Source organism: Arcobacter sp. YIC-80 (genome assembly GCF_044841725.1).
Lineage (GTDB): Bacteria > Campylobacterota > Campylobacteria > Campylobacterales > Arcobacteraceae > Arcobacter_B.
In genome coordinates, this window is the sequence record NZ_JBJBSI010000007.1 from 67,823 (window position 1) to 91,368 (window position 23,546).

Below are 23,546 nucleotides of genomic sequence, written 5' to 3' on the forward strand. Positions count from 1 at the left end.
TTTTAAATTCTATTTTAAGATAATAGAATATACTAAAAGAATAAAATAACTTTTTTAAGGCATTAAATGAAATTCATACTATTTATATCAATCATCTTACAATTTATTTTATTTGAAGCATTAAATGCAACTACAAAGGAGTATTCTAAAACATATAATGATGAAATTCTTATAGGTTTTTATGGAAGACCACATAGTAAGTCTTTAGGTATTTTAGGAGAAAATAATATTGATACATTAGTATTAAAAATGAAAGAAAAACAAGCTTATTATGAAAAAGAACTACATAATAAGCTAAAAATAAAACTTGCTTTTCATATAATTCATTCTTTAGCAACAAAAGATGCAGGCAGAAGAAATGATTATCTTTTAAATATGAGTGAAAAAACTGTACTTAAATATATAAAAAGAGCAAAACAAGAGAACTTTGATGTTATTTTAGATGTTCAACTTGCTGTTAAAACACCTAAAGAAGCTATTAAACCTCTGTTAAAATATCTAAAATATAAAAATGTACATTTAGCCATTGATCCTGAATTTAGAATTCCAAAACATAGAAGATATCCACCTGGTAAATACGTAGGACATATAAAAGCAATAGAATTAAACGAACTACAAAAATATGTAAGTGATTACTTAAAACAAAGTAGTATTAAAGAGCCAAAGAAAATAATCGTACACATGTTCCATAAAAGAATGCTAAGACAAAAAAATGAAGTAAAAAACTATGAAAACATAAAACTAATCTACAACATAGACGGGCATGGACAAGCAGGAGTAAAGGTGAAAATCTATAATGCTCTATATGCAACAAAAGAAACAAATAAAGCTATTGGAGGTTTTAAAATCTTCTATAAAAATGATACAAAACCTTTAATGAGCCCAAGAAAAATATTAGGCTTTGAAAAAGTTGGGAGCCAAAAAATATTAACACAACCTTATTATATAAATTATCATTAAATGCTTTTTGATTAATTTAAATTTAATTAAACTTATAATTCTTGTAAAGCATTATTTGGATATTATTTCAAAATGCAATTAGAAGAAAAACTTAAACAACTCCCAAGTGATGCGGGGGTATATCAATACTTTGATAAAGATGGTCATTTACTTTATATTGGAAAAGCAAAGGTGCTTAAAAATAGAGTAAGATCATACTTTAAATTCACTCCTAAACTTATGCCCTCAAACAAGTTAGGGCCTAGAATCTACAAAATGATTACAGAGGTTGTATCACTTGAATGGATTGTTGTTCCAAATGAACATGATGCTTTAATTTTAGAAAACTCTTTAATTAAACAATTAAAACCTAAATACAATATTTTACTTAGAGATGATAAAACTTATCCCTATATTATGGTTGATTACAATGAACTTTTTCCTAGACTTGAAATAACAAGAAAAGTATATAAAGGCAAAAATATTAAATATTTTGGACCTTACTCTACAGGCTCAAAAGATATGCTTGACTCTATTTATGAGATAGTTCCTCTTGTGCAAAAAAAATCTTGTATTAAAGGAAAAGAAGCCTGTCTTTTCCATCAAATTAAAAAGTGTCATGCTCCTTGTGAAGGAAAAATTTCAACTTCTGAGTATGGAAAAATAGTTGAAGAAGCACTTGATTTTATCTACAATAAATCTAAACTTATCGCAAAACTAAATGAAAAAATGATGCAATACTCAGAAGAGTTTAGATTTGAAGAAGCTATGAAAATAAGAGATAGAATAAAGGCTATAGAAAAATCTCAAATAAAATCTGGAATGGATTTAGCAACAAATGAAGACTTAGACCTTTTTGCAATAAAAGCAGGAACAAAAAAAGCTGTTATTGTAAGAATGTTTATAAGAGATGGAAAATTAACCTCTTCTTCACATGATTTTATAAAACTTGATTTCTTAGAAGATAATACAAATATTGATTTAAGTGAAGCATATAAAAGAGCTATTATAAACTACTATGACAATGAAATTCCTCTTTTACCTAAAGAAATTCTTATAGCTCAAGAAGTAGATGATAAAGAAGAAATAGAAGAGTTTTTAAAAAATAGATTTGATAAAAATATTACTATTTCTAATCCTCAAAGAGGAAAGAAAAAAACACTTCTTGAAATAGCTTTAAATAACTGTGATGAATTATTAAGAATTGATTCATCAAGAAACCAAACTACTATTTATGATGAGTTAAAAAAGCTATTTAACCTACAAACTTTACCATATAGAGTTGAATCTTTTGATAACTCTCACATGATGGGTCAAGCTACTGTTGGAGCTATGGTTGTTTGGAATGAAGAGTTAAACTCTTTTGATAGAAAAGCCTTTAGACACTATAATCTTGAATCAAAAGATGAATACTCTCAAATGAGAGAAATGCTAATAAGAAGAGTTGAGAGTTTTGAAAAGAACCCTGCCCCTGATTTATGGGTTATTGATGGGGGAGAAACACTTTTAAAACTTGCTTTTGACATAGTTCAATCAGTTGGTGTAAACCTTGATATTATAGCAATAGCAAAAGAAAAAGTAGATGCAAAAGCCCACAGAGCAAAAGGTGCTGCAAAAGATATAATTCACTACAAAGATAGTGATGGAACAATAAGAAATATAAAACTAAAAACAAGCGATCAAAGACTTCAATTTGTACAAAGACAAAGGGATGAAGCCCATAGGTTTGTAATCAACTTCCATAAAAAACAAAAAAGAAAAGAAGATAAACAAATATCATTACTTCAAATAAAAGGCATAGGTGAAGCAAAAGTAAAAAAACTCCTTTTATATTTTGGAGAGTTTGAAAAAATCAAAAAAGCATCAATTATAGAGTTAAAAGAAGTTATAAATGAAAAAGATGCGAACTTAATATATAATTATTTTAAAGAAAATGAGGAATAGTATTGGCTAAAATTCAATTGAATAAAAATAACTTATTTCATAATTTAGAAATAATCAAAAATCAAGTAGGAAGTAAAGATAAAGTTGCAGTAGTACTAAAAGACAATGCTTATGGTCATGGTCTATTAGAGATAGCCACTATGGCAAAAGAGTTTGGGATAAAAAAAGCAGTGGTTAGAAACTATGAGGAAGCAATAAAAATAGAAAAATTATTTGACTATATATTAATCCTAGCTGAAAGTAATTTCCCTACTTATTCACACTCTTTTCACATAGCTTTAAACTCCCTAGAAAATATTAGTGATTTACCAAAAAATGCAAACGTTCATATAAAAGTTGATACAGGAATGCATAGAAACGGTATAAGTATAAATGAGCTAGAAGAGTGTATTTACCGATTATGTAAGAAAAATGTAAATATTACAGGAGTTTTTACACATCATAGAAATGCAGATAGTTTAACTACTGAATTTTTTTGGCAAAATGAAAATTTTAAAGAAGTAAAGACAATAGTTAAAAGCCTATGTGAAGAACTTTCATTAAGGCTTCCTGCCTTCCATTCTTGTAACTCATCGGCCTTATTTAGGCATAACCACTTTGATGAAGATTTTGCTAGAGTTGGAATAGCCACTTATGGTTATATTGAAAATCAAAAACCTTTAAAAATACCATCTTTAAAACCAGTTTTATCTCTTTGGGCGAATAAAATCTCAACTAGAAAAATAACAAAAGGTCAAGCTATTGGTTATGGGGGAACATATATAGCTAAAGAAGATATGATGGTTTCAACTTATGATTTAGGATACGGAGATGGTTTTTTAAGGCTTAATGAAAAGAATGAATACTTTACTCCTAAAGGGTATAAAATCTTAGGTAGAGTATCAATGGATAACTTATCTTTAAATTCACAAGATGAAGAAGTATGTATCTTTGAGGATGTAAAAGTTTTAGCTAATATTCACAATACAATTACTTATGAAATTACAACTACTTTAAATACTCAAATTCCAAGGTCTATAGTATGAAAAGAATTCTTGTAGCTTTAAGTATATTATCAAACTTACTTTTTGCTACAACAAACCCATACTATAAAGAAGCTCTTAAATATTTAAATAAAGATATTGACAAAGCATATACTTTACTTTTACTCTCAAAAGAAAATGGCAACTTAGATGCTTATTACACTTTAGGAAAAATCTACTTATCAAAAAAAACAAAATACTATAATAAAATAAAAGCATATAATAGTTTTGTATATGCAGCAAATAAAGCCCATGCAAAATCACAGTTAATAGTAGGAAGACTTTTTTTACAAGGTGTAACTACAAAAAAAGATTATGAAAAAGCTATGTACTACTTTAAAGAAGCCTCAAAACAAAGAGAGTATAAAGCCAACTGCTATATTGCATATATGTATGCAAGTGGAAAAGGTGTATTTCCAAATTTTGGTAGAGCTCATATCTTTGCTAAAAAAGAGTATAAAAAAGGAAATAAACTATGTAAAAAAGTTTGGGATGATTATAATTTAGATAAATATCCAAAAGATAAGGGTTGGAAAATTGGAGATTATAATAAACCTATAGAATAAAACTAACAACTAATATCTTTTAAAATATACTCTACTTTGTTTTCTTCTAAATAGTCTATAAAAAGTTGGAAATTTTTATCAACTTCATCTACATTATACCCAGCAAGAGATATTACAACTTTTCTTTTTTCACCTATTATTTTAGGTAAAGAAGCAAAATCAAGATTCTTTGGCATTTTTTTCATAATATCTATTAAATCGTTTTCACCAGATGAAGCAGTTAAAACTCTTCTATATTTAGCAATACTCTTTGGATATAATTTATCTAAAGCTTCTATTACCATATTTTGACTCATTGAAGGAAAACCAGGAGTAAAGAAAAATCTATCTTCTAAATAAAACCCTGGTACATCATTTACTATATTTTGAAGTAATTTTGCATTTAATGGTAAATATGCCATATTTATTCTATGAGGATAAGCCTCTTCTTTAAATCTGTTTTCTATTTTCTTTTTAGATTCCTCATGAAATTCCATCTTTGATGAAGTAAAAGCCTTAGCAGCTGTTTGTCTAGTATAATCATCAGGTGTTGAGCCAATCCCACCAAAACAAAACATTACAGAGTTTTTATCTGCTTTTATAAGATTAAAGATATTTAACATTAATTCAGGATCATCTTCTATTACAAAAGAGGCTTTATGTTCCCAGCCTCTTTTTAAAAGTTGTTCATTTAAAAAAGAAAAATGAGCATCTTTTCTTCGCCCATTTAAAAGTTCAGTTCCGATAATAACTGAGTAAAAATTAACTTCTTTTTTCATTTATATATTATCTTTTCCTTCAAAGCTTTTCTCATTTGCATTTTCTACAATCTTGTTAGATAAAACAGAAGTATTAGAAGCAATACTATATGTTTGACTTGCAGCATTTGCTATTTCTTGAGTTTGTCTATCTTGCATATTGATTGCATCATTAATTTGTTCAATTCCTGCTCTTTGCTCTTTAGAAGATGTTTCAACAGTTCTAATTAATTCAATTGTACTTAAAATATTCTTATTTAAATCTTCATAACCATGAATCATAGAATCAGCAATTTCTTTACCTTCAACAGCTTTTTCATTTGCATCTTCTACTAAATCTTTTATTTCTTTAGCAGCTTCTGCACTTCTTGCAGCTAAATTTCTTACTTCTTGAGCAACTACTGCAAAACCTTTTCCAGCTTCACCTGCTGTTGCTGCTTCTACGGCTGCATTCAATGATAGAATATTTGTTTGGAATGCTATTTGATCAATAATTGAAATTGATTCATTAATTAAACTAACTTTCTCATTTATCTCATCCATTGAATTTATAGTTTTATTTGCTAAATTCTGACCTTGTTGAGTAGAATCATTAAGTTTTGTAGCATATTTTGTCATTTGAGCTATCGATTCTGAATTATTCATAACATTACTTGTAATCTCTTCAAGAGAAGCAGCTGTTTCTTCCAATGAAGCTGCTGCTTTTGTCGAAGATTGATTTACAATATCAACATTTTCAAGTAAGATAACTGATGATTTATTTAATTCAACTCCAACTTTTTTACTATCTACTAACATCTGAGTTATTGAAGTACCTAAATTATTTACACCTGATGATAGTTTTTTCAGATGTGCTTTTAAATCTTTGTCATCAACTTTTGACATATAATTATAAGAAGCATATTGATCTAAAACATCTAAAATATTATCAATATTATGTTCTAAATTTGCAGCCATTTGATCTACTAATGTTGTCAATTCATTTAAAGCTTCATTTGTAGTATGAATATTTACTCTTTGAGTTAAATCTCCATGTTCAAACTCTCTTAAAACTTTAATTGTTTTATCAATAACATTTCTTTCTTCATCTATAGCTACTTTTGCTTTTTCAATGTTTTCATTTACTGCTTTTGCCATCACACCAATCTCACCTTGATTTGAATCATCAAGATGTTCAATATGATTAGTTTCTTTATTTACATATCTAAAGAATGATAATAAACCTTCTCTAAAATCATTTAATGAAGAAATTATTCCTTTTACAACAATAAAAGATAAACTAAATACTATAATTAAAGTAAGCATTGCTAAAGTAACAACTAAATTAAATTCATTACTTGCTTTATCATGTTCAAGATCTAAAGACTTTATTAATTCTGTTGCTAAATAATCATCAATCTTCTTTAAAAGATTAATTTTTTTAGTAATTGTGTTAAACCAATATTCAGATTCAACACTAAATAAACTAGTACTTAATGTATTTAAAGCTTTTATTGCAGGGCCATCACTTACTTTAACTACTTTATCCAATTGTTTAACTGGAATATTTTCATTTACTGCTTTTACTACATTTGGTAAACCATTATAATATTTTGTAAATACTTTTTGTACATCATTAAGAAGTTCTATTTCTTTTTGTGTTACACCCTTTAAAGCTTTGTACTCTTGAATCTTTGACATTAAGCTATTATATTGTTTTTTGACTTTTACTTCATATTTTGAAGTACCTCTGATTACATAATTTTTAAAATTATGAATTAAACCACCATAACCTACAAGATTTTTCATAGATGAAACTATCTCATGCTTTTTTGTTGAATATAAAAGTACATTTCTAATAGCTTCAACTTCATCAACAGCTTCACCTTTTAAAGTATTCTTATAAAATTCTTTTGCATCAGAAGAAGCATATAATAAAAAGTTATTCATAAAAGAGTTTTGAGCAGCAATTAGATTATTCAATTTAATTTTCATTCCAGAAGCAAAACCATCTCTAGCAAGAGTATTTGAACCTACTGCCCGCTCTATACCTGCTCGCTCTTTACTTAATAAAAAGTTAGAATAAGCCACTAACTGTTTTGTTGTATCAGGTGAAGTTGAAACCTTTGATACTTCTGAAGCTATTGCTAAAAAAGTTGCATTCATATTTGTATAATATGCAATTGCATCTTTTGTTGAGATATTAAATGAAATTACAGAGTTTCTAATAGAATCAATTTTTTTTAATTGTTTCAGTGACGTATTTAAGGTTTGGGTTAAAGATGGAGAAATATCTATTTTATATTTTGCTAAAAAAACCTCTAATTCTTTAGTTTTTTTATCTGTAAGCTTTTTTTGTTTTGAAAGTATATCTTTAAATTTTTTTCCTTTACTTCCTAAAAAACCTGCTGTGGCACCTCTTTCTTTTTGTGTCTCATGTACTAATGCTGAAACTTTTGTAGTTAAATGAACTGCAACATCTAACTTCTTATACTCTTGAAGTTTTTTATAATCAGAGTCAACTATTTTTGCTGTTAATAAAATCATTGAAATGATAGGTATTACCATAAGCATAATAACTTTATTTTTTATAGACATTTTCTTAAGCATACTATTTTCTCCCTCTTTCTTTGAATATTAAAAAATTATTTTAATATCTTGAAATAGTTATTTAAGTATATATTTTAGACAAAAGTAACTTGGATATATATAAGTTTTAAGAAAATTTAAAATTTTTTATAGAGATAAAAAAAGGAGTAAAATACTCCTTTTTTAGGTTGTTTTAAATTTTTGAAGAAATAAAAGTATCCATTTCAGAAACAATTTCTTCAATAGTTCCCTCTCCGCTAATTACTTTATATAAATCTCTTTTTTGATAGAACTCTTGAATCTCTTTTAAAGGTTCAGTATAAACTTTCATTCTATTTAAAAACACTTCTTCATTATCATCAGCTCTAACCACTTCATCATCAGCAGCTCTTCCTAAAACTCTTTTAAAAGCAGTGTCTTGAGATACTTCAACTTCTATAACACTTGATAATTCAACTTCTTTTTCTTTTTCTAAGTATTTATCAAGTTCTATCATTTGTTCATTAGATCTTGGATAACCATCTATAATTACAACTTTTGTTGGAGCATTTTTAATAGCGTCAACTATTGTTTCAATAGCAATATTAATAGGAACAATAAGCCCCTTTGAAATAAAAGAGTCTATTAGTTTTCCTCTTTGGCTTCCACTTTCAACCTCAGCTCTAAACATACCACCAGCTGAATAGTGAGTAATATCTTTATGTTTTTGTGCGATTAGTTCAGCATCAGTAGTTTTTCCAGAACCTGGAGCTCCAATGATTAAAAATAGTTTTTTCATATATTGATTTTCCTTGAGTATAATTAAGTATTTAATAATGAGATTTTATCGAAAATGTAATTAAATCAAAGGTAAAATACCTTGATTTAATTAAGAGCTACCCTTGCATTCCTGAACCAAACTCTCTTTTCTTTGTTCCACCATAGTGATTAAACTTATGCTTCTTAATAACAATCTCTTTTTGCTTCTCTTTTCTTCTTGGGTCTTTTTCTACGAAGATTTTCTTTTTTGTAAAAGGGTCAAGTCCTGTATAGTACATTACTGCTGAGTATGTTCCAGGTGTTGGGGTAAATACCTGTGCTTGTTCTGGATTCATTTTAAGTTCATTTGTAGTGAAATCCTTAAGCTCTCTCATGTGTTTTTCTTCACATCCAGGATGTGCAGCGATTAAATAGTAAGTTAAGAACTGTTTTTTACCTGATTCTTTATTTAATCTATCATACATTTTTTTAAAATCAATAAGTGTTTGTTTCCCTGGTTTTCCCATGTGATGGAGTACTTCATCACTTGTATGCTCAGGTGCTACTTTCATTTGTCCTGAAATATGATGATCAACCATCTCTTTTAAATACTCATAACCATGTTTTTTATCAGCTGTAATTAAATCATATCTAACCCCAGAAGCTACAAAGGCTTTTTTAATTCCTGGAATTTCTCTAATATCTTTTAAAAGCTTTATGTTTCTACTATGATCAACTTTCATAGTTCTACAAAGTCGTGTTGCATCTACACATCTTTTATTATCAACACAAGTTCCAAGCTTCATCTTCTTTTTACACTCATACCCATACATATTAGCAGTTGGGCCTCCAACATCAGAAATAATACCTTTGAAGTCTTTCATTTTAGTAAAAGATTTTGCTTCTGCTAAGATATTTTTTTCACTTCTTGTTCTAATAGTTCTACCCTGATGAGCAGCAATAGCACAGAAGTTACACTCACCCCAACATCCATGGTGAGTCATAATTGAGAATTTGATAGTTTCTAAACACTTAACTTTACCATCTTTTTTGTGGAAAGGATGTGCGTCTCTTTGATATGGAAAAGATGCGATTTTATCCATCTCTTCTTCTTCCATGTGGTCACTTGGAGGATTTTGGATTAGATATCTTGTATCAACTTTTTGATACAAACCTTTTGAATAAATAGGGTCATTGTTATCATAAAAATCTCTAAAAAGATCAATATACTTTTCTTTATCATCTAAACACTCTTGATGAGATGGTATCTCTTTAAAGTTTTCATCGCTAGGTGCTTCTTTTGAAATATAGCAAAGTCCTCTGATATTTCTCGGATCACCACCTTGCCTTAAAGTATTTCCTAAATCAATAATAGCTTGCTCACCCATTCCATAAATCATATAGTCAGCTTTTGAATCAAATAAAATAGGTTTTCTTAATTTATTTGTCCAATAATCATAGTGAGTTAATCTTCTAAGACTAGCTTCAATTCCTCCAAGAACAACAGGAACTGTATTTTTAAAATGTCTTCTAATTAAATTTGTATAAACTAAAGTAGCTCTATCTGGTCTTTTATTATTTTTTCCACCAGGAGTATAGTCATCAGAATTTCTAAACTTTTTTGTTGCTGTATAGTTTGAAACCATTGAATCAATACTTCCTCCACTCACACCCCAAAAAAGTTTAGGTTCACCTAGTCTTTTAATATCAACATCAGAGTCAACATCAGGTTGCCCGATGATTCCAACTCTAAGTCCTATATCTTCTAAAATTCTTCCAACAACTGCTATTCCCATAAAAGGAGAATCAATATAGGCATCTCCTGTAATTAAAACAACATCTAATTCATCCCAACCTCGCTCTTTCATTTCAGCTTTAGTAGTTGGTAAAAATTTATTTGGTTTATTATTATGACTCATTATATTTTCTTTTAAATTTATTTGTATTTATATTTTTCGTATTGTGCCACAATATGTTTTAACATATACTATAAGGAGTATCGTAAGTTAAGTATTAAAACTTGTACAAATCTAATAATAACAACTAAACCATAAGTTTTTAAACCCTATCAGTAAGATTATCATCGATTTTCTTAATATCCAAAATCATAGCAACTTTTGATTCATCATTTTGAGTAATATCAACTAAACTTTGAACTAATGTTCCTGAACCTAAAAAGTGATTTTCAATATGTTGAATTGATGATTTTTTAACAATACTTATACTTTGAAGTGTTGTTACCATTATTCCAATACAGTGTTCAATATTGTCTTTATCATATTCAAATAAAATAATATTATTTAACTCTTCATCTTTTACATCTACATTTATAAAATCTCTTATATCTAAAACTGAAATTAATCTATCTTTATATAAAACCATACCTTTAAAAGGATTATTTTTATCCATATCAATAGCTTCTTCAAGCTCATCAATACTTATAGATTCTAAGACATTTTTTGCATCAACAGCTAAAAACTTACTTCCAATATTAAAAGTAGCAAGTTCAGTATAGTTTTCATCAAAACTTTTAGTCTCACTTTGATTTGTAAAAGTATTATTTTTATTAGATAAAAGTTTATTGGTATTATCAATATCTCCTATTTTTATAAAAACAAAACATAAAACATCATTTTTATAGTCATCAACCCTACTTTTATACTCTCGATATCCTTGAGAACATCTAACACCAACAGCATAATAACAAGAATTATATTCTATAATTTCACTATATTTATGTCCATTCTCAATATTAAAAAACTTATCTTCAATATCTAAAAACTCTTCTATTTTAAAGGCTTTATTTGTTGTAGAAATTATTTTTTTAGCTCTATTAGTAAATAATGCAAAAACTCCACTTTTATTTTTAGGAAGAGTCTCATCAAGCATTGCATGAAATTGAGGTTTTGAATCAAAAACTATAGCAATACCACCATTAATTAATTTCTCATTTCTATTAGATCTAATTGCTGCACAATATATATAAGTTGCATCATTTTCATATAAATTTGTTTTTTCAAATTTAGAGACAGTATATTTAGAAGTATCATCTAAATTAAGTGTTTTTTCTACCCATTCATAAGATAAAACCTTTCCAACTAAATACTCATCTTTTTCATTTGATACAGCTATTACCTTACCATCTTTATCAAAAATAAGTAAATTTGTATAAACTGTATATAAATCATTTATATACTTTAAAATTGCACTTATCTCGCCTTGTTTATGAGATATAGAATTCATATCATCTAAAGCCTCTCTAAAATAAGAAGTTAAAGCCCACCATCTACAGTCATTTGCTCTTTCATAAAGATTTCTATCCATAATATCAATTGCTAAGGAAGATAAAAATTCACTATCCTTTAAAATTGAAGTAATAATTGTTTGATTTAAGTTCTCTAAAGAAGAGTTTGCCTTAATCCCAGTAATTCCTATTTCATTTAATAAAGATTTTGAAAAACCTCTATTTGATGACTTTAATTTACTTTGAGCAATATTTCCATTCCATATTACTCGACTTAAATTATCTTGAATTGTTCTACTTTTATTAAATACCTCTTTTAACTCTTTTGAAAAATGTTCTTCATTTTCCATCATAGCTTCTATAATATTATCATCAGTATCAATAGGATTTAAATCATCACTTAAAAAAGCATACTCAATAGGTATCATTATATGTCCATACCATTTAAGTCCTTTAAACCCTTGATAACCATTTGTTTTACAAGTCTTTGCCACATAGTCTCTTCCAGCAAAGGAAACTATTTTATAAGGTTCATTTAGCACAATAGCAAGTTTTGAATCTAAAGGAATATACTCCTTATCACTTGAAGCAATAACATAACCCTCTTCATCTAAAATTGTTAATGCTTCTTTATTTTTTATATCAATTAAATTTTTAAAAATTCCCTTCATTTCATCTGTAAATCTAAAACATAAACATAAAACACCTAGATCTTCACTATTTGGATCATTTGTTTTAGTAACTTTATATGAATAAATTAGTGTCTTTTTATATTGAGGAATAAACTCATGATATTTATAAGTTTCTACATATTCATCATTTGAATTTAAAATTTTTTGAACAAAACTATTATCAATTTTATCTATTTTATTTGCTTCATCAAGTCTAGCTATTACTTTACCATTACAATTAGCCAAAACAATATCAAAATACACAGAATATTTAGCTACATACTCTTTAAATCTTTTTTGAATTTGTTTTTTTAATTCTAAACTTTCTTCATTATAATCAGATACATAAGATTGAATAAAGTTTCTAATATCATCATCAGTTGCTAAAAAACCAATATCAGCTGTTCTTTCAAATAAATTTCTAATCACTATATCAATAGCAACTTGAGATTTGAAGTTCATCTCTGCTGTAACTTTTTTAATTGTCTCTTCACTTAAATGATTTAATAGCGTGGAAGTAAGATTTAAAAAGTTCTCTTTTGTTTTTCCAATATCAATATTAATATCTCCCAATTGCCCAAGAAGTGCAAATATATCCCATGATGAGCTTAATCTTCCTAACTCTTCTCTGTATTTGTCTACATCTTCTATATGTTTAATTATTGGATATAAATCTTTTTTGACATTAATACCTTTGTAATTGATAAGTTTCTTTGGCATAGTTATTCTCCCAATTTATATATACTAATTATACATACAATGGAAGAAATAATTTTTATTAGGGTGTATACTTTTTATATAGTTGTATAATTTTTTATAATTAATTAGATAATTTTTTTGATAAACTTTCTAAATTAAAGAAGAAAAGTTCTTCAAAAATATCATGTTTTTTTAAAGGAAGTTCAACTTTTGAAGCTAAAGATTTTACATAAGTATCAGTTTTTTTACCTTGTATTAAAATAGCTTTTATTTCATTGGTTTTAGTGAAACTTTCTAAATCTTTTAGAGTATCAGCTTTTATAATCTTTTTTTCTCGTTTATATAAGTTTAAACTAAACCTATTAGCAAAATAATCCCAATAGTCATCAAAAACATAAATATTATATATATCACTTTTATATAAATTAGCTCTTATATCTAAAAACAATTTATCAAGTTTAGTAAGTAATAACTCATAATTTCTTTTATAATGTTCTTTATTAATAGAATCTAACTGAATTAAAGCATTATATATATTTGAAGCAACTACTCTTAAAAGTAAAGGATCAGTCCAAATATAAGGGTTAGTTTTACCATTTTTAAGTTCTAATTTTTTAATGCCTTTTGATAAATCAAAAACTTTTATTTGTGGGTTTATTTCTTTAAATTTTGAAATATATGATTTTTCAATATCTAATCCAAAATGAAAATAAGCCCTAGTTTGAGCAAGTCTTGAAAGGTCTGAATATTTGAAATCTATAGGTTTATCAGTATAATATAAAGCTACTTTTTTAGCTCGAACATAGTTTTGAGCTATTTTTTTTATGAAAAACTCTTCTATTGGCATATAGACAGTTATTTGAAACTTACTAAATGCCAATAAAGGAAGAATTAGTAAAAAAAGAGTTTTTTTCACAATTCTTACCTATTAAAAATTATTGCTCTAATTTTCTAATTCTTAAGCTTAACTCTTTTAATTGCTCAGCATCAACTTCACTTGGAGCTTGAGTTAATAAACATTGAGCTTTTTGAGTTTTAGGGAATGCAATAACATCTCTAATTGAGTCAGTTCCTGCAAGTAACATAATCATTCTATCAAGCCCCATAGCAAAACCACCGTGAGATGGTGCACCATATTGAAGTGCATCTAATAAGAATCCAAATTTCTCTTTTGCTTCTTCATCAGAAATTCCCATAAGTTTAAATACTTTTGCTTGAATCTCTTCTTTATGAATTCTGATAGAACCACCACCAAGCTCTGTACCATTTAGTACAATATCATAAGCAATTGATTCAATCTCTTCAATATCTTCAATATTATCTAAGTCACATTTTTCTAAGTTAGGCATAGTAAATGGATGGTGTAATGCTTTTGTTCTTCCATCTTCAACTTCAAACATAGGGAAGTCAACAACCCATACAAACTCATAAACGTCTGCTGGAATAATTTCCATTTGCTCTGCTAAGTAAAGTCTAAATCTTCCCATGTAATCCCATACAGTCTTTTTATCACCTGCACCGAAGAATACAACATCACCAACTTCTAATTCAGTTGTTTTAACGATTGCTTCTAAATCTTCTTCTGAGAAGAATTTAGTTAATGGACCTTTTAATCCATCTTCTTTCATTTGGAAATAACCTAAACCTTTAGCTCCAAATTTTCTAACGTAATCTTCAAAACCTTTCATTTGTCTTTTTGAGAAGATATTATCTCCATTTGGACATCTTAAAGCTTTGATTCTATTGTTTTTAGTATCTTTTGCAATATTAGCAAAGATTTCATTTGTAGAATTAGCAAAAATATCAATAACATCAACCATTGCCATATCAAATCTTAAATCAGGTTTATCAGAACCATACTTTTCCATAGCATCTGCATAAGTTATTCTTGGGAAAGTTGTAGGTACTTCTTTTCCACAAGCTGTAAATGTATCATAGATTAATTTTTCAGCTACTTTGATTACATCTTCTTGATTACAAAAACTCATCTCAACATCTATCTGAGTAAATTCAGGTTGTCTATCAGCTCTTAAATCTTCATCTCTAAAACATTTAGCAATTTGGAAATATTTATCAAATCCAGATACCATTAATAATTGTTTAAATAATTGTGGAGATTGAGGAAGTGCATAAAATTCACCTGGGTGTACTCTTGATGGTACAAGATAATCTCTTGCTCCCTCTGGAGTTGATTTTGTTAATATTGGAGTTTCAACATCTAAGAAACCTAATTCATCTAAAGTATTTCTAACTTGAATAGTTGCTTTTGATCTTAATTTAAAAATGTCATACATTTTATCTGATCTTAATTCTAAGAATCTATTTCTTAGTTTAATCTCATCATTTACTTTTTCATCATTTAAATCAAAAGGCATTGGTTTAGATCTATTTTCGATTACTAATTCATCTAAAACAATCTCAATTTTTCCAGTAATTAAGTTTGGATTTTCTAATCCCTCACCTCTTTCTCTCACTTCACCTGTTGCAATTAATACAAACTCATCTCTTACACTTTCTGATTCAGGTAAAACTTTTGGATCTGCTACTAATTGAACTATTCCACCCTTATCTCTTAAATCAATAAATATAATTCCACCGTGATCTCTTCTACTGTTTACCCATCCAGCAACAGTAACTTTTTCACCAATGTTTTTTTCAGTTACTTCTGTACAATAATGTGTTCTCAATTCAAACTCCATAAATATAAATATGCGCGATTTTATCTAACTTTTACTTAATTTCTAAAAAACCAAACCTAGTAGTTTTATATAGTTTTGGCTCATAAATAACTTTATTTTCTTCAATCTTTGTATTAATACCATTTGAGACATTTGATTCATATAAATAATTGATTCCAACTAAAGTAGAATAATCAACCCAACTATACTCTATATCTCCTCCGTACATCTTAATAATATCAATTAATTTATCATCAACTTTATCAATAGAACTTGCTACAACAAAATTTTCTCTATCTTTCTCTTGAGTTAAAGCAATAATTCTAGGATCAAAATTTAATTGTGTTGATAAAATCACTTTAGGTTCAATATCATAAGCACGTAATTGAGATAAAATAATTGAAGTTTTTACAAGTTTTGTATTTAAAAATAAAGTAGAATTTTTAAGTTTATAATCTTTTACAATACCTTTAAAGTAGTTTCTTTTATTTTTAATCATTTTAGTTCTTAAAGTAACAGGAACTTGTACTTCATACTTCTCTTTTAATTTTTTACCTATATAAGAATCTTGATAAAACATTGTATTTTTAATATTAGAATACTCTAAAAGTTTTTTAATCTGCCTATCATAAGAGATTGCTCCATAAACAAAGTTTTCTTTAAAAGTTTCATTATCACTTTTATTACTTAAAGGAAGATACACCTTTAAAGATGATGTATCAAGTTCATGTAAAATATTTGAAGCTCTTGGAGTAAATAAAGCAATTACTTTTTCAAAACCATCTGTTTTTAAATTTTCAAAAGCTTTAGATATATTCTCAATATTTTCATTTTCAGTGTCATATACTTTTACATTATAATTTGCATTCATAAATGCTAAATATCCAAGTATAGTGTTCATTGATGTTTTAGCATATCTTCCAACAATTCTAGAAGGATAAACAACAGCTATATTAATTGATTTACCATCACTTACAAAACTAAATTCATCTTCTTTTATATCTAAAGGGTCAAGTGATTCTATTTCTTCTTTACCAATTTTTTCACCAATATCAAAATCATTTGTTATTGGTTTTCCTAAATCCTTATTAACTTTTTCATTAGGAATGTTTATTTCCACTTCTTGTTTTGGTGTACAACCTATAAATACTACAACTATAAAAACTATACTTAATAACTTTTTCAATTTAAAGACTCCAATTGATTTTTAATTTTTAGCATATCAATATATGCATCTTTTTTTGAAGAGGGGTTTCTTAATAAAAAACTTGGATGAAAAGTAGGAATTAAAACCATATCTTTATAATTTATTGTTTGCCCTCTTAATAGATTAATATTAACATCTTCATTTGTCAAATACTTGTAAGCATTTTCTCCTAATGTAACAATAATCTTTGGTTTAACTAGTTCTATTTGTTTAAAAAGATATGATTTACATAAATTTGCTTCTTTACTAAATGAAGTTATATTTATTGGCTTACATTTTAAAATATTTGCCATATATACATCATCTTTATTGATATTTAAAACATTCTCAATCATTTTAATTAAAAGTTCACCTGTTTTACCAGCAAAAATTTTTCCTGTTTCATCCTCAAGAGCACCAGGAAAATCAGAAATAAACATAATTTTAGCATTTTTGTTACCATTTGAAAATACTGTGTTCTTTCTGCTTTTTGATAACTCACATAAATAGCAGTTATCTACACTATTTTTTAAAGCATCAAGATTATTTGGTAAATTAAAACCATTTATTTCATTTGATATAAAATTAATTGGCTCATGATATGAATATCCAATAGATTTTAAGAAGTTTAAATGATGTAATAATTTATATTTAGTTAATTTTGTCATACAAAATTGTACAAAAAAGTTTCTTTGTTAACTATTTGTTCCATTAATTTAAACAATATTATATTTTTTATTGACTTTTGTACCAATATTTTATAAAATCATCTAAATATTTTTGGGAAATATAAAAATGACAACACCAAGTCTTAGAAAATTAGAAGAAGATTTAGAAGTAAATAAAACAACATTACATAATTGGAAAAAAAATAGACCTAAACTTTTTAAATTTATTGTTGATTCATATAAAGATAAAGAATTATTAAAGAAAAATCTAGAAACACTAGTAAAACAAAAAGAAATAATAGAAAATGAGATAAGTCTAAATAAGAAAAGAGTATAATATAAATATATAAAATTATGAAGCCATAACTTTTAATAAACTTTTTAAATAGCGCGAAAAATTAATTGTTAGAGGCTTCATAGTTTTGTATATTTGTATGAAACCAAAAAAATATAAATAAGGAAAATTCCTTATTTATATCTATGAGTAATTCTACCTTTATCTAATGAATAAGGAGTAATTTCTACCTTAACCTTATCACCAGGTAAAATTTTAATGTAGTGCATTCTCATTTTTCCTGAGATATGACATAGTACTACATGACCATTGTCTAATTCAACTCTAAACATTGCATTAGGTAAAGCTTCTATTACTTTCCCATCAATTACAATTACATCATCTTTTGCCACTTTTTATGTCTCCCTAGTTTTCAACTGTACTTAAAATAACTGCTTTACCATCAACAACAGCAACTGTATGTTCATAATGGCTACCTCTTAATCCATCACGCGATACTACATCCCAATCATTTTCTAATATAACTGGTTCTCTATCTTTATGACAAATCATAGGCTCTAAGCAGAATACCATACCATTTTTAATTTTTGGTCCTGATTTTGGACTACCATTTTCTAAATAGTTTGGAATTTCTGGTTCATCATGAGGTTTCTTTCCAATACCATGTCCACAAAATCTTACTAATGGTTGATAACCACGAGCAACAATAAAGTCTTCAATAGCTTTTGAAAGTTCTTTGAATCTCATACCTTCATGAATAATATCTATAGCATGATATAAAGAGTCTTTTGCACAAGCAATTAGTTCTTCATCCTCTTTTGATATTTTTCCAATAGGCATAGTAATCGCAGAATCACCATACCAACCATCAACTTCTGTTCCAATATCAAGGCCAAGAATATCACCTTCTTTTAAAACAGTATCATCAGGTATTCCATGAATTATTACTTCGTTTAATGAAGTACAAACTGAATTAGGGAAACCGTAAAGCCCTTTAAATGAAGGTCTAGCCCCTAAATCTCTTAGGAACTTATCACCCATGGCATCGACTTCTAATAAAGTCATGCCAGGTTTTACATTTTCTCTAAGATAATTAAGTGTTTTAGCAACAATTTCATTTGCTACTTTTAGTTTAGCTATTTCGTTAGGTTTTCTAATAGGAATAGCCATTTTTATAATCCTACTGCACTTAATGTTTCATATTTACTTGTATATTGTTGTGCTTCAATTTTTCTCATTGTATCAATAGCAACTTGAACAACGATTAATACTGCAACACCACCAAAATAAAATGGAACACCCATAGCTTTTACAACAAGCCAAGGAACAGTAGAAATAGCACCAAGGTATAAAGCACCCCAGAATGTTAATCTACTTGCAGTTTCATTTAAAAACTCAGCTGTACTTGCCCCTGGTCTAACACCTGGGATAAATCCACCTTGTTTTTTTAAGTTCTCAGAAATGTCTTTTGCATTAAATGTAATACTTGCATAAAAGAATGCAAAGAAAACTACAAATAAGAACATAAATACATTAAATGTATAAGAACTTGGACTTAAATAGTCAGCAATAACTAATAAGTACTCATTTTGTGATCCCTGTAAAACAGTTGCAGGGAACATTAAAATTGCTGATGCGAAAATTGCTGGAATTACACCTGCTAAGTTAACCTTAATAGGAATATAATTCATAACTCTTTTTTTCTGATTTTGCATCATTACTTTTCTTGAATATGAAACAGGAACTCTTCTTTCACCTAACTCAACATAAATAATTGCTCCAACTGTAGCTAAAATAACTACAATAATTGCAATTACAGTTAAGAAGTTCATTTGTCCATTATTAACTAAGTCAATAGTTCCACCAATAGCACTTGGAATTGCAGAAACAATACCAGCGAAGATAATTAATGAAATACCATTACCAATACCTTTTTGTGTGATTTGTTCACCAATCCACATAAGAAGCATCGTACCAGTTAACATAGAAATTGAAGAAACAGCTATAAATGTATTCATGTCAATTGAAATTGCACCTTGTCCACTTTGTCCTGTTAAAGAATTTAATCCCATTGAAACACCAATTGATTGAATTAATGTGATAACAATAGTAGTATATCTGATGATTTGCATATATTTTTGCATCCCATCTCTTTCTTTTTTCATTTTACCAAGTGCAGGGAAAGTTGCAGCTAACAATTCCATAATAATAGAAGCTGTAATGTAAGGCATAATTCCTAGTGATATGATAGACAGTCTTTCAACTGCATTACCACTAAACATATTAACAAGACCTAATGCATTATTTGCATTTGAATCAAAGAATTCTTTTACTACGTCTATATTAACCCCAGGTACTGGCACATAAGCCAGTAACCTGTAAAGAAATATAAAACCTAATGTAATAAGAATCTTATTTATTAGATCTTTACTCATGGTTATTTTCCAGTAGTTGTTACGTTTTCGTCTTTAATTTTAGATACTAAATCTTTTGCAGCAGCTCCAATTAATTTAACTTTAACAACTGATTTAGATAATTTATATACAGATTTGATTGACTCAACTGTAATCTCTTCAAGTGCAGCAACTGCTTTTACTTTATCAACATTGATAGAGTAAGGCTTAGCAACTCTTGAGAAGAATCCAATTTTAGGAAGTCTTTTTTGCATAGGCATTTGACCACCTTCAAATCCTCTCTTGATCTTGTAACCAGATCTAGATTTTTGACCTTTTTGTCCTCTTGCAGAAGTCTTACCAGTTCCAGAACCTTGACCTCTACCTACTCTTTTTCTGTTTTTTGTACTACCAGGAGCTGGTTGTAAATTTTCTAATGCCATTTAACTATCCTTTGATTCTTGCTAAAGCTTCAACTGTAGCTTGTACAAGGTTATTTGGATTATTTGAACCTAAAGATTTTGCAATAATATCTTTAACTCCAGAAAGTTCAAGAACTGGTCTTGCCGCACCACCTGCGATAAGTCCTGTACCTTCAGATGCTGGTTTTAAAAGAATTTTAGATGCGTTATATTTATGTTCAATATCATGTGCAATAGTTGTACCATTAATACTAACTTTTACTAAAGATTTAAATGCATCATCTAAAGCTTTTTTAATTGCATCAGGAACTTCTTTAGCTTTTCCTGTACCAAATCCAACTGTTCCGTTTTTATCACCAACAACAACTAAAGCTGTAAATCTGAATCTTCTACCACCTTTTACAACTTTTGTTACTCTTCCGATTTTAACGATTGCTTCTTGAAAGTCTTCTCTATTTACTGCCATCATTAACCCTTATAATTTAATACCATTTTCTCTTAATGCGTCAGCAAATGCTGCAACAACACCATGATAAAGGTACCCATTTCTATCAAATACTACTGTTTCAATACCAGCAGACTTTAAGTTCTCAGCAAATTGTGCTGCTACTTTACCTGCATTTTCTTTACTTACATTAAGTCCCATGTTTTGAGAACTAACTGATGCTAAAGTAACACCTTCAACATCGTTAATTGCTTGTGCACTTAAGTATTTGTTAGATTTAAAAATTGTTACTCTTGGCTTTTCAGAAGTACCAAAAATTGATCCTCTAACTCTTCTTTTTCTTCTTGCTCTTAATGCATTTTTCTTTGCTAAATCTTTTGCTCTACTCATCATTCACACCTTACTTAGCAGTTTTTCCGGCTTTTCTAACGATATGCTCGTCAGTATACTTAACACCTTTACCTTTGTAAGGTTCTGGTTTTCTGTAGCCTCTAATAATTGCAGCAGCTTGACCAACTTGTTGTTTATCTGCACCTTTAACGTGAATTAAGTTTTTCTCAACAGTAATTTCTAACCCTTCTGGGATATCATAATTAATTGGGTGAGAGTATCCTAATTGTAACTCTAATACTTTACCTTTAACAGCAGCTCTATAACCAACACCATTAATTTCTAAAGATTTTTGGAAACCTTTAGCTAATCCATCAACAGCATTATTAATTAAAGCTCTATAAGTTCCCCAGAAAGCAGCTGATTCTTTTTCTTCACCAACTTTTCCTAAAACAACTTGGTTGTCAGCAATTTCTACAGAAACTCTTCCGTGAGTTTCAACAGGAATAGTTTTATTCCCTTTTTTTACGTTTACAATAGTACCATCAACTGATACTTCTACCCCTGAAGGGATAGCGATAGGTTTTTTTCCAATTCTAGACATTACACTCTCCTACCATACTGTACACAGTACTTCACCACCAACTTTAGAAGCGTAAGCTTCGTCGTTAGCAATAACACCCTTGTTAGTTGTAACAATGATTGTACCGTATCCATTTTTAAAGTTTTTTAGTTCATCAAAAGATTTGTAAACTCTTCTACCAGGTTTAGAAACTCTTTTAATTTCGTTAATTACAGAGTTATCATTATCATCATATTTTAATGAAACCTGAATAGTTTTTTTGTTGTTTTCACCATCAATTACTTTGTAACTTTCAATGTACTCTTTTTGTTGTAATACTTCTAAAATACCAACAACTGTATTTGAATGTAATAATGTTGCAACATCTAATTTTCTCATTGCAGCATTTCTTACTCTAGTTAAAGCATCTGCGATTATATCATTCATCATAGCTTATTTTCTCCCTACCAACTAGCTTTTCTAACACCAGGTAATAAACCTTCGTTAGCCATTTTTCTTAAACAAACTCTACAAAGTCCGAAGTCTCTGTAAACTGAGTGTGGTCTACCACACACTGAACATCTTGTATATGCTCTTGAAGAGAACTTAGGAGTTCTCTTTTGCTTAGCAATCATAGATTTCTTTGCCATTACGCTCTTCCTTTAGTAAATGGAATTCCTGCTAATTCTAATAATCTAAATGCTTCAGCATCGTTATCAGCAGTAGTAGAAATTGAAATATTCATACCATGAGTTTTAATAATATCATCATAAACAACTTCAGGGAACATTAATTGCTCATCTAAACCGAAGTTGAAGTTTCCTCTTCCGTCAAAACCATTTCTGTTTAAACCTTGGAAGTCTTTTACTCTTGGTAATGCAATAGAACATAATTTATCTAAGAATTCATACATTCTTTCAGCTCTAAGTGTAACTTTAACACCTACAGGGTAACCTTCTCTTACTTTAAAACCAGCAACTGATTTTTTAGCAATAACTTTAACTGCTTTTTGTCCAGCAATTAAAGAGATAGTATCTTGAATGTTTTGCATTAATTTACTATCTTTCATAGCTTCACCCGCACCAACAGAAATAACTACTTTGTCTAACTTAGCAGTTAACATCTTGTTTTTTGGGAATTCAGTTTCTAATGCTGGTTTAATTTCTGCATTATATTTTTCTAATAATCTTGCTGCCATCTTACTCACCTTCTACTTTTGCTACATTTGAAATATCAATAGGCATTTCTTTGTTTACAAAACCACCTTCAGGGTTTTTCTCTTGATCAGGCTTAACAGTTTTTTTAGCAACTTTACAATCTTTAACGATTACTTTCATTTCTTTTGGTAATACAGCTAAAACTTCACCAGTTTTACCTTTATCATCACCAGCGATGATTTTTACAGTATCACCTTTTTTGATTTTTAATTTAACTGCCAT

25 protein-coding genes and 1 pseudogene are annotated in these 23,546 nt (G+C 28.2%); 5 read left to right on the forward strand and 21 right to left on the reverse strand.

The annotated features are described in order from the left end of the window. The first annotated feature begins 66 nt into the window (after window positions 1-66). From ACH5BK_RS10270 to ACH5BK_RS10285, 4 genes are all read left to right on the forward strand, one after another. Window positions 67-960, forward strand: a complete 894-nt coding sequence (locus ACH5BK_RS10270) for a hypothetical protein (protein ID WP_404307062.1) — start codon at window positions 67-69, stop codon at window positions 958-960. A 72-nt stretch (window positions 961-1,032) separates the two neighbouring features. Then, on the forward strand, window positions 1,033-2,883 hold the full coding sequence (gene uvrC / locus ACH5BK_RS10275; protein WP_404307064.1) for an excinuclease ABC subunit UvrC: 1,851 nt from the start codon (window positions 1,033-1,035) through the stop codon (window positions 2,881-2,883). A 2-nt stretch (window positions 2,884-2,885) separates the two neighbouring features. After that, entirely contained in the window at window positions 2,886-3,908 is a 1,023-nt protein-coding gene (locus ACH5BK_RS10280) for an alanine racemase (RefSeq protein WP_404307066.1), read from the forward strand. Beyond that, a complete protein-coding gene (locus ACH5BK_RS10285; RefSeq protein ID WP_404307068.1) occupies window positions 3,905-4,471 on the forward strand; it encodes a tetratricopeptide repeat protein in 567 nt (188 codons plus the stop codon). The genes ACH5BK_RS10280 and ACH5BK_RS10285 overlap by 4 nt, the downstream gene beginning before the upstream one ends. 2 nt (window positions 4,472-4,473) lie before the next feature. On the opposite strand, the gene ACH5BK_RS10290 is transcribed toward ACH5BK_RS10285, so the two are convergent. The 10 genes and pseudogenes from ACH5BK_RS10290 to ACH5BK_RS10335 form a co-directional block, all read right to left on the reverse strand. After that, window positions 4,474-5,229, reverse strand: a complete 756-nt coding sequence (locus ACH5BK_RS10290; RefSeq protein WP_404307070.1) for a competence/damage-inducible protein A — start codon at window positions 5,227-5,229, stop codon at window positions 4,474-4,476. After that, entirely contained in the window at window positions 5,230-6,996 is a 1,767-nt protein-coding gene (locus ACH5BK_RS10295) for a methyl-accepting chemotaxis protein (RefSeq protein WP_404307260.1), read from the reverse strand. It lies immediately after the preceding gene. A 39-nt stretch (window positions 6,997-7,035) separates the two neighbouring features. Further along, window positions 7,036-7,797, reverse strand: a pseudogene (locus tag ACH5BK_RS10300) (nitrate- and nitrite sensing domain-containing protein); the annotation flags it as partial. 172 nt (window positions 7,798-7,969) lie between these two features. After that, window positions 7,970-8,554: an adenylate kinase gene (locus ACH5BK_RS10305; RefSeq protein ID WP_404307072.1), complete on the reverse strand. Its 585-nt coding sequence runs from the start codon at window positions 8,552-8,554 to the stop codon at window positions 7,970-7,972. Window positions 8,555-8,651: 97 nt separating this feature from the next. Beyond that, window positions 8,652-10,433 carry a YgiQ family radical SAM protein gene (locus ACH5BK_RS10310; protein ID WP_404307075.1) on the reverse strand — a complete coding sequence of 594 codons (1,782 nt, stop codon included), beginning with the start codon at window positions 10,431-10,433 and terminating at the stop codon, window positions 8,652-8,654. A gap of 139 nt (window positions 10,434-10,572) precedes the next feature. Further along, on the reverse strand, window positions 10,573-13,149 hold the full coding sequence (locus ACH5BK_RS10315) for a chemotaxis protein CheW (protein ID WP_404307077.1): 2,577 nt from the start codon (window positions 13,147-13,149) through the stop codon (window positions 10,573-10,575). Between the two features lie 100 nt (window positions 13,150-13,249). Continuing rightward, window positions 13,250-14,044 (reverse strand): metal ABC transporter solute-binding protein, Zn/Mn family, encoded by a 795-nt coding sequence (locus tag ACH5BK_RS10320; RefSeq protein WP_404307079.1) that lies wholly within the window; start codon window positions 14,042-14,044, stop codon window positions 13,250-13,252. 19 nt (window positions 14,045-14,063) lie between these two features. After that, window positions 14,064-15,815, reverse strand: a complete 1,752-nt coding sequence (gene aspS, locus ACH5BK_RS10325; RefSeq protein WP_404307081.1) for an aspartate--tRNA ligase — start codon at window positions 15,813-15,815, stop codon at window positions 14,064-14,066. Between the two features lie 43 nt (window positions 15,816-15,858). Beyond that, window positions 15,859-16,992, reverse strand: a complete 1,134-nt coding sequence (locus tag ACH5BK_RS10330; RefSeq protein ID WP_404307083.1) for a hypothetical protein — start codon at window positions 16,990-16,992, stop codon at window positions 15,859-15,861. Then, entirely contained in the window at window positions 16,989-17,660 is a 672-nt protein-coding gene (locus ACH5BK_RS10335; protein ID WP_404307085.1) for a uracil-DNA glycosylase, read from the reverse strand. Before ACH5BK_RS10335 ends, ACH5BK_RS10330 begins: the two co-directional genes overlap by 4 nt. Window positions 17,661-17,787: 127 nt before the next feature. Between ACH5BK_RS10335 and ACH5BK_RS10340 the strand changes: the two genes are divergently transcribed. Further along, the gene (locus ACH5BK_RS10340) at window positions 17,788-17,997 is read left to right on the forward strand and encodes a hypothetical protein (RefSeq protein WP_404307087.1); all 210 of its coding nucleotides are present in this window, start codon (window positions 17,788-17,790) and stop codon (window positions 17,995-17,997) included. A gap of 131 nt (window positions 17,998-18,128) precedes the next feature. Here ACH5BK_RS10340 and infA read toward each other — a convergent pair whose 3' ends face one another. Genes infA through rplX form a run of 11 tightly spaced genes read right to left on the reverse strand, consistent with a single transcriptional unit; the run spans window position 18,129 to window position 23,546 of the window. Further along, window positions 18,129-18,347: a translation initiation factor IF-1 gene (gene infA, locus ACH5BK_RS10345; RefSeq protein ID WP_072682044.1), complete on the reverse strand. Its 219-nt coding sequence runs from the start codon at window positions 18,345-18,347 to the stop codon at window positions 18,129-18,131. Between the two features lie 13 nt (window positions 18,348-18,360). Next, window positions 18,361-19,125 (reverse strand): type I methionyl aminopeptidase, encoded by a 765-nt coding sequence (gene map / locus ACH5BK_RS10350; RefSeq protein ID WP_404307089.1) that lies wholly within the window; start codon window positions 19,123-19,125, stop codon window positions 18,361-18,363. 2 nt (window positions 19,126-19,127) lie between these two features. Further along, on the reverse strand, window positions 19,128-20,390 hold the full coding sequence (gene secY / locus ACH5BK_RS10355; protein WP_404307091.1) for a preprotein translocase subunit SecY: 1,263 nt from the start codon (window positions 20,388-20,390) through the stop codon (window positions 19,128-19,130). Window positions 20,391-20,392: 2 nt separating this feature from the next. After that, on the reverse strand, window positions 20,393-20,791 hold the full coding sequence (rplO, locus tag ACH5BK_RS10360; RefSeq protein ID WP_404307093.1) for a 50S ribosomal protein L15: 399 nt from the start codon (window positions 20,789-20,791) through the stop codon (window positions 20,393-20,395). A 4-nt stretch (window positions 20,792-20,795) separates the two neighbouring features. After that, window positions 20,796-21,236, reverse strand: a complete 441-nt coding sequence (gene rpsE / locus ACH5BK_RS10365; protein ID WP_254577582.1) for a 30S ribosomal protein S5 — start codon at window positions 21,234-21,236, stop codon at window positions 20,796-20,798. A gap of 9 nt (window positions 21,237-21,245) precedes the next feature. Next, window positions 21,246-21,605 (reverse strand): 50S ribosomal protein L18, encoded by a 360-nt coding sequence (rplR, locus tag ACH5BK_RS10370; protein WP_404307095.1) that lies wholly within the window; start codon window positions 21,603-21,605, stop codon window positions 21,246-21,248. 10 nt (window positions 21,606-21,615) lie between these two features. Further along, window positions 21,616-22,149, reverse strand: coding sequence for a 50S ribosomal protein L6 (rplF, locus tag ACH5BK_RS10375; protein ID WP_404307097.1), 534 nt, complete (start codon window positions 22,147-22,149; stop codon window positions 21,616-21,618). A 9-nt stretch (window positions 22,150-22,158) separates the two neighbouring features. After that, window positions 22,159-22,557, reverse strand: a complete 399-nt coding sequence (gene rpsH / locus ACH5BK_RS10380) for a 30S ribosomal protein S8 (RefSeq protein ID WP_404307099.1) — start codon at window positions 22,555-22,557, stop codon at window positions 22,159-22,161. 14 nt (window positions 22,558-22,571) lie between these two features. Beyond that, the gene (locus tag ACH5BK_RS10385) at window positions 22,572-22,757 is read right to left on the reverse strand and encodes a type Z 30S ribosomal protein S14 (protein WP_254577578.1); all 186 of its coding nucleotides are present in this window, start codon (window positions 22,755-22,757) and stop codon (window positions 22,572-22,574) included. Beyond that, the gene (rplE, locus tag ACH5BK_RS10390) at window positions 22,757-23,305 is read right to left on the reverse strand and encodes a 50S ribosomal protein L5 (protein ID WP_404307101.1); all 549 of its coding nucleotides are present in this window, start codon (window positions 23,303-23,305) and stop codon (window positions 22,757-22,759) included. The genes ACH5BK_RS10385 and rplE overlap by 1 nt, the downstream gene beginning before the upstream one ends. A 1-nt stretch (window position 23,306) precedes the next feature. Next, on the reverse strand, window positions 23,307-23,546 hold the full coding sequence (rplX, locus tag ACH5BK_RS10395; protein WP_404307103.1) for a 50S ribosomal protein L24: 240 nt from the start codon (window positions 23,544-23,546) through the stop codon (window positions 23,307-23,309).

Coding starts and splice junctions, on each gene's coding strand:
- ACH5BK_RS10315 (WP_404307077.1), bottom strand. CDS start 13,149: ATGCCAAAGAAACTTATCAATTACAAAGGTATTAATGTCAAAAAAGAT.
- rplE (WP_404307101.1), bottom strand. CDS start 23,305: ATGGCAGCAAGATTATTAGAAAAATATAATGCAGAAATTAAACCAGCA.
- ACH5BK_RS10335 (WP_404307085.1), bottom strand. CDS start 17,660: ATGACAAAATTAACTAAATATAAATTATTACATCATTTAAACTTCTTA.
- ACH5BK_RS10285 (WP_404307068.1), top strand. CDS start 3,905: ATGAAAAGAATTCTTGTAGCTTTAAGTATATTATCAAACTTACTTTTT.
- rplF (WP_404307097.1), bottom strand. CDS start 22,149: ATGTCTAGAATTGGAAAAAAACCTATCGCTATCCCTTCAGGGGTAGAA.
- rplR (WP_404307095.1), bottom strand. CDS start 21,605: ATGAGTAGAGCAAAAGATTTAGCAAAGAAAAATGCATTAAGAGCAAGA.
- ACH5BK_RS10290 (WP_404307070.1), bottom strand. CDS start 5,229: ATGAAAAAAGAAGTTAATTTTTACTCAGTTATTATCGGAACTGAACTT.
- ACH5BK_RS10310 (WP_404307075.1), bottom strand. CDS start 10,433: ATGAGTCATAATAATAAACCAAATAAATTTTTACCAACTACTAAAGCT.
- rplO (WP_404307093.1), bottom strand. CDS start 20,791: ATGGCATTAGAAAATTTACAACCAGCTCCTGGTAGTACAAAAAACAGA.
- ACH5BK_RS10385 (WP_254577578.1), bottom strand. CDS start 22,757: ATGGCAAAGAAATCTATGATTGCTAAGCAAAAGAGAACTCCTAAGTTC.
- ACH5BK_RS10295 (WP_404307260.1), bottom strand. CDS start 6,996: ATGAAAAATCTTGTAGGTTATGGTGGTTTAATTCATAATTTTAAAAAT.
- rpsH (WP_404307099.1), bottom strand. CDS start 22,557: ATGATGAATGATATAATCGCAGATGCTTTAACTAGAGTAAGAAATGCT.
- map (WP_404307089.1), bottom strand. CDS start 19,125: ATGGCTATTCCTATTAGAAAACCTAACGAAATAGCTAAACTAAAAGTA.
- uvrC (WP_404307064.1), top strand. CDS start 1,033: ATGCAATTAGAAGAAAAACTTAAACAACTCCCAAGTGATGCGGGGGTA.
- ACH5BK_RS10305 (WP_404307072.1), bottom strand. CDS start 8,554: ATGAAAAAACTATTTTTAATCATTGGAGCTCCAGGTTCTGGAAAAACT.
- rplX (WP_404307103.1), bottom strand. CDS start 23,546: ATGGCAGTTAAATTAAAAATCAAAAAAGGTGATACTGTAAAAATCATC.
- ACH5BK_RS10270 (WP_404307062.1), top strand. CDS start 67: ATGAAATTCATACTATTTATATCAATCATCTTACAATTTATTTTATTT.
- rpsE (WP_254577582.1), bottom strand. CDS start 21,236: ATGGCAGTAAATAGAGAAGACTTTCAAGAAGCAATCGTTAAAATCGGA.
- secY (WP_404307091.1), bottom strand. CDS start 20,390: ATGAGTAAAGATCTAATAAATAAGATTCTTATTACATTAGGTTTTATA.
- ACH5BK_RS10340 (WP_404307087.1), top strand. CDS start 17,788: ATGACAACACCAAGTCTTAGAAAATTAGAAGAAGATTTAGAAGTAAAT.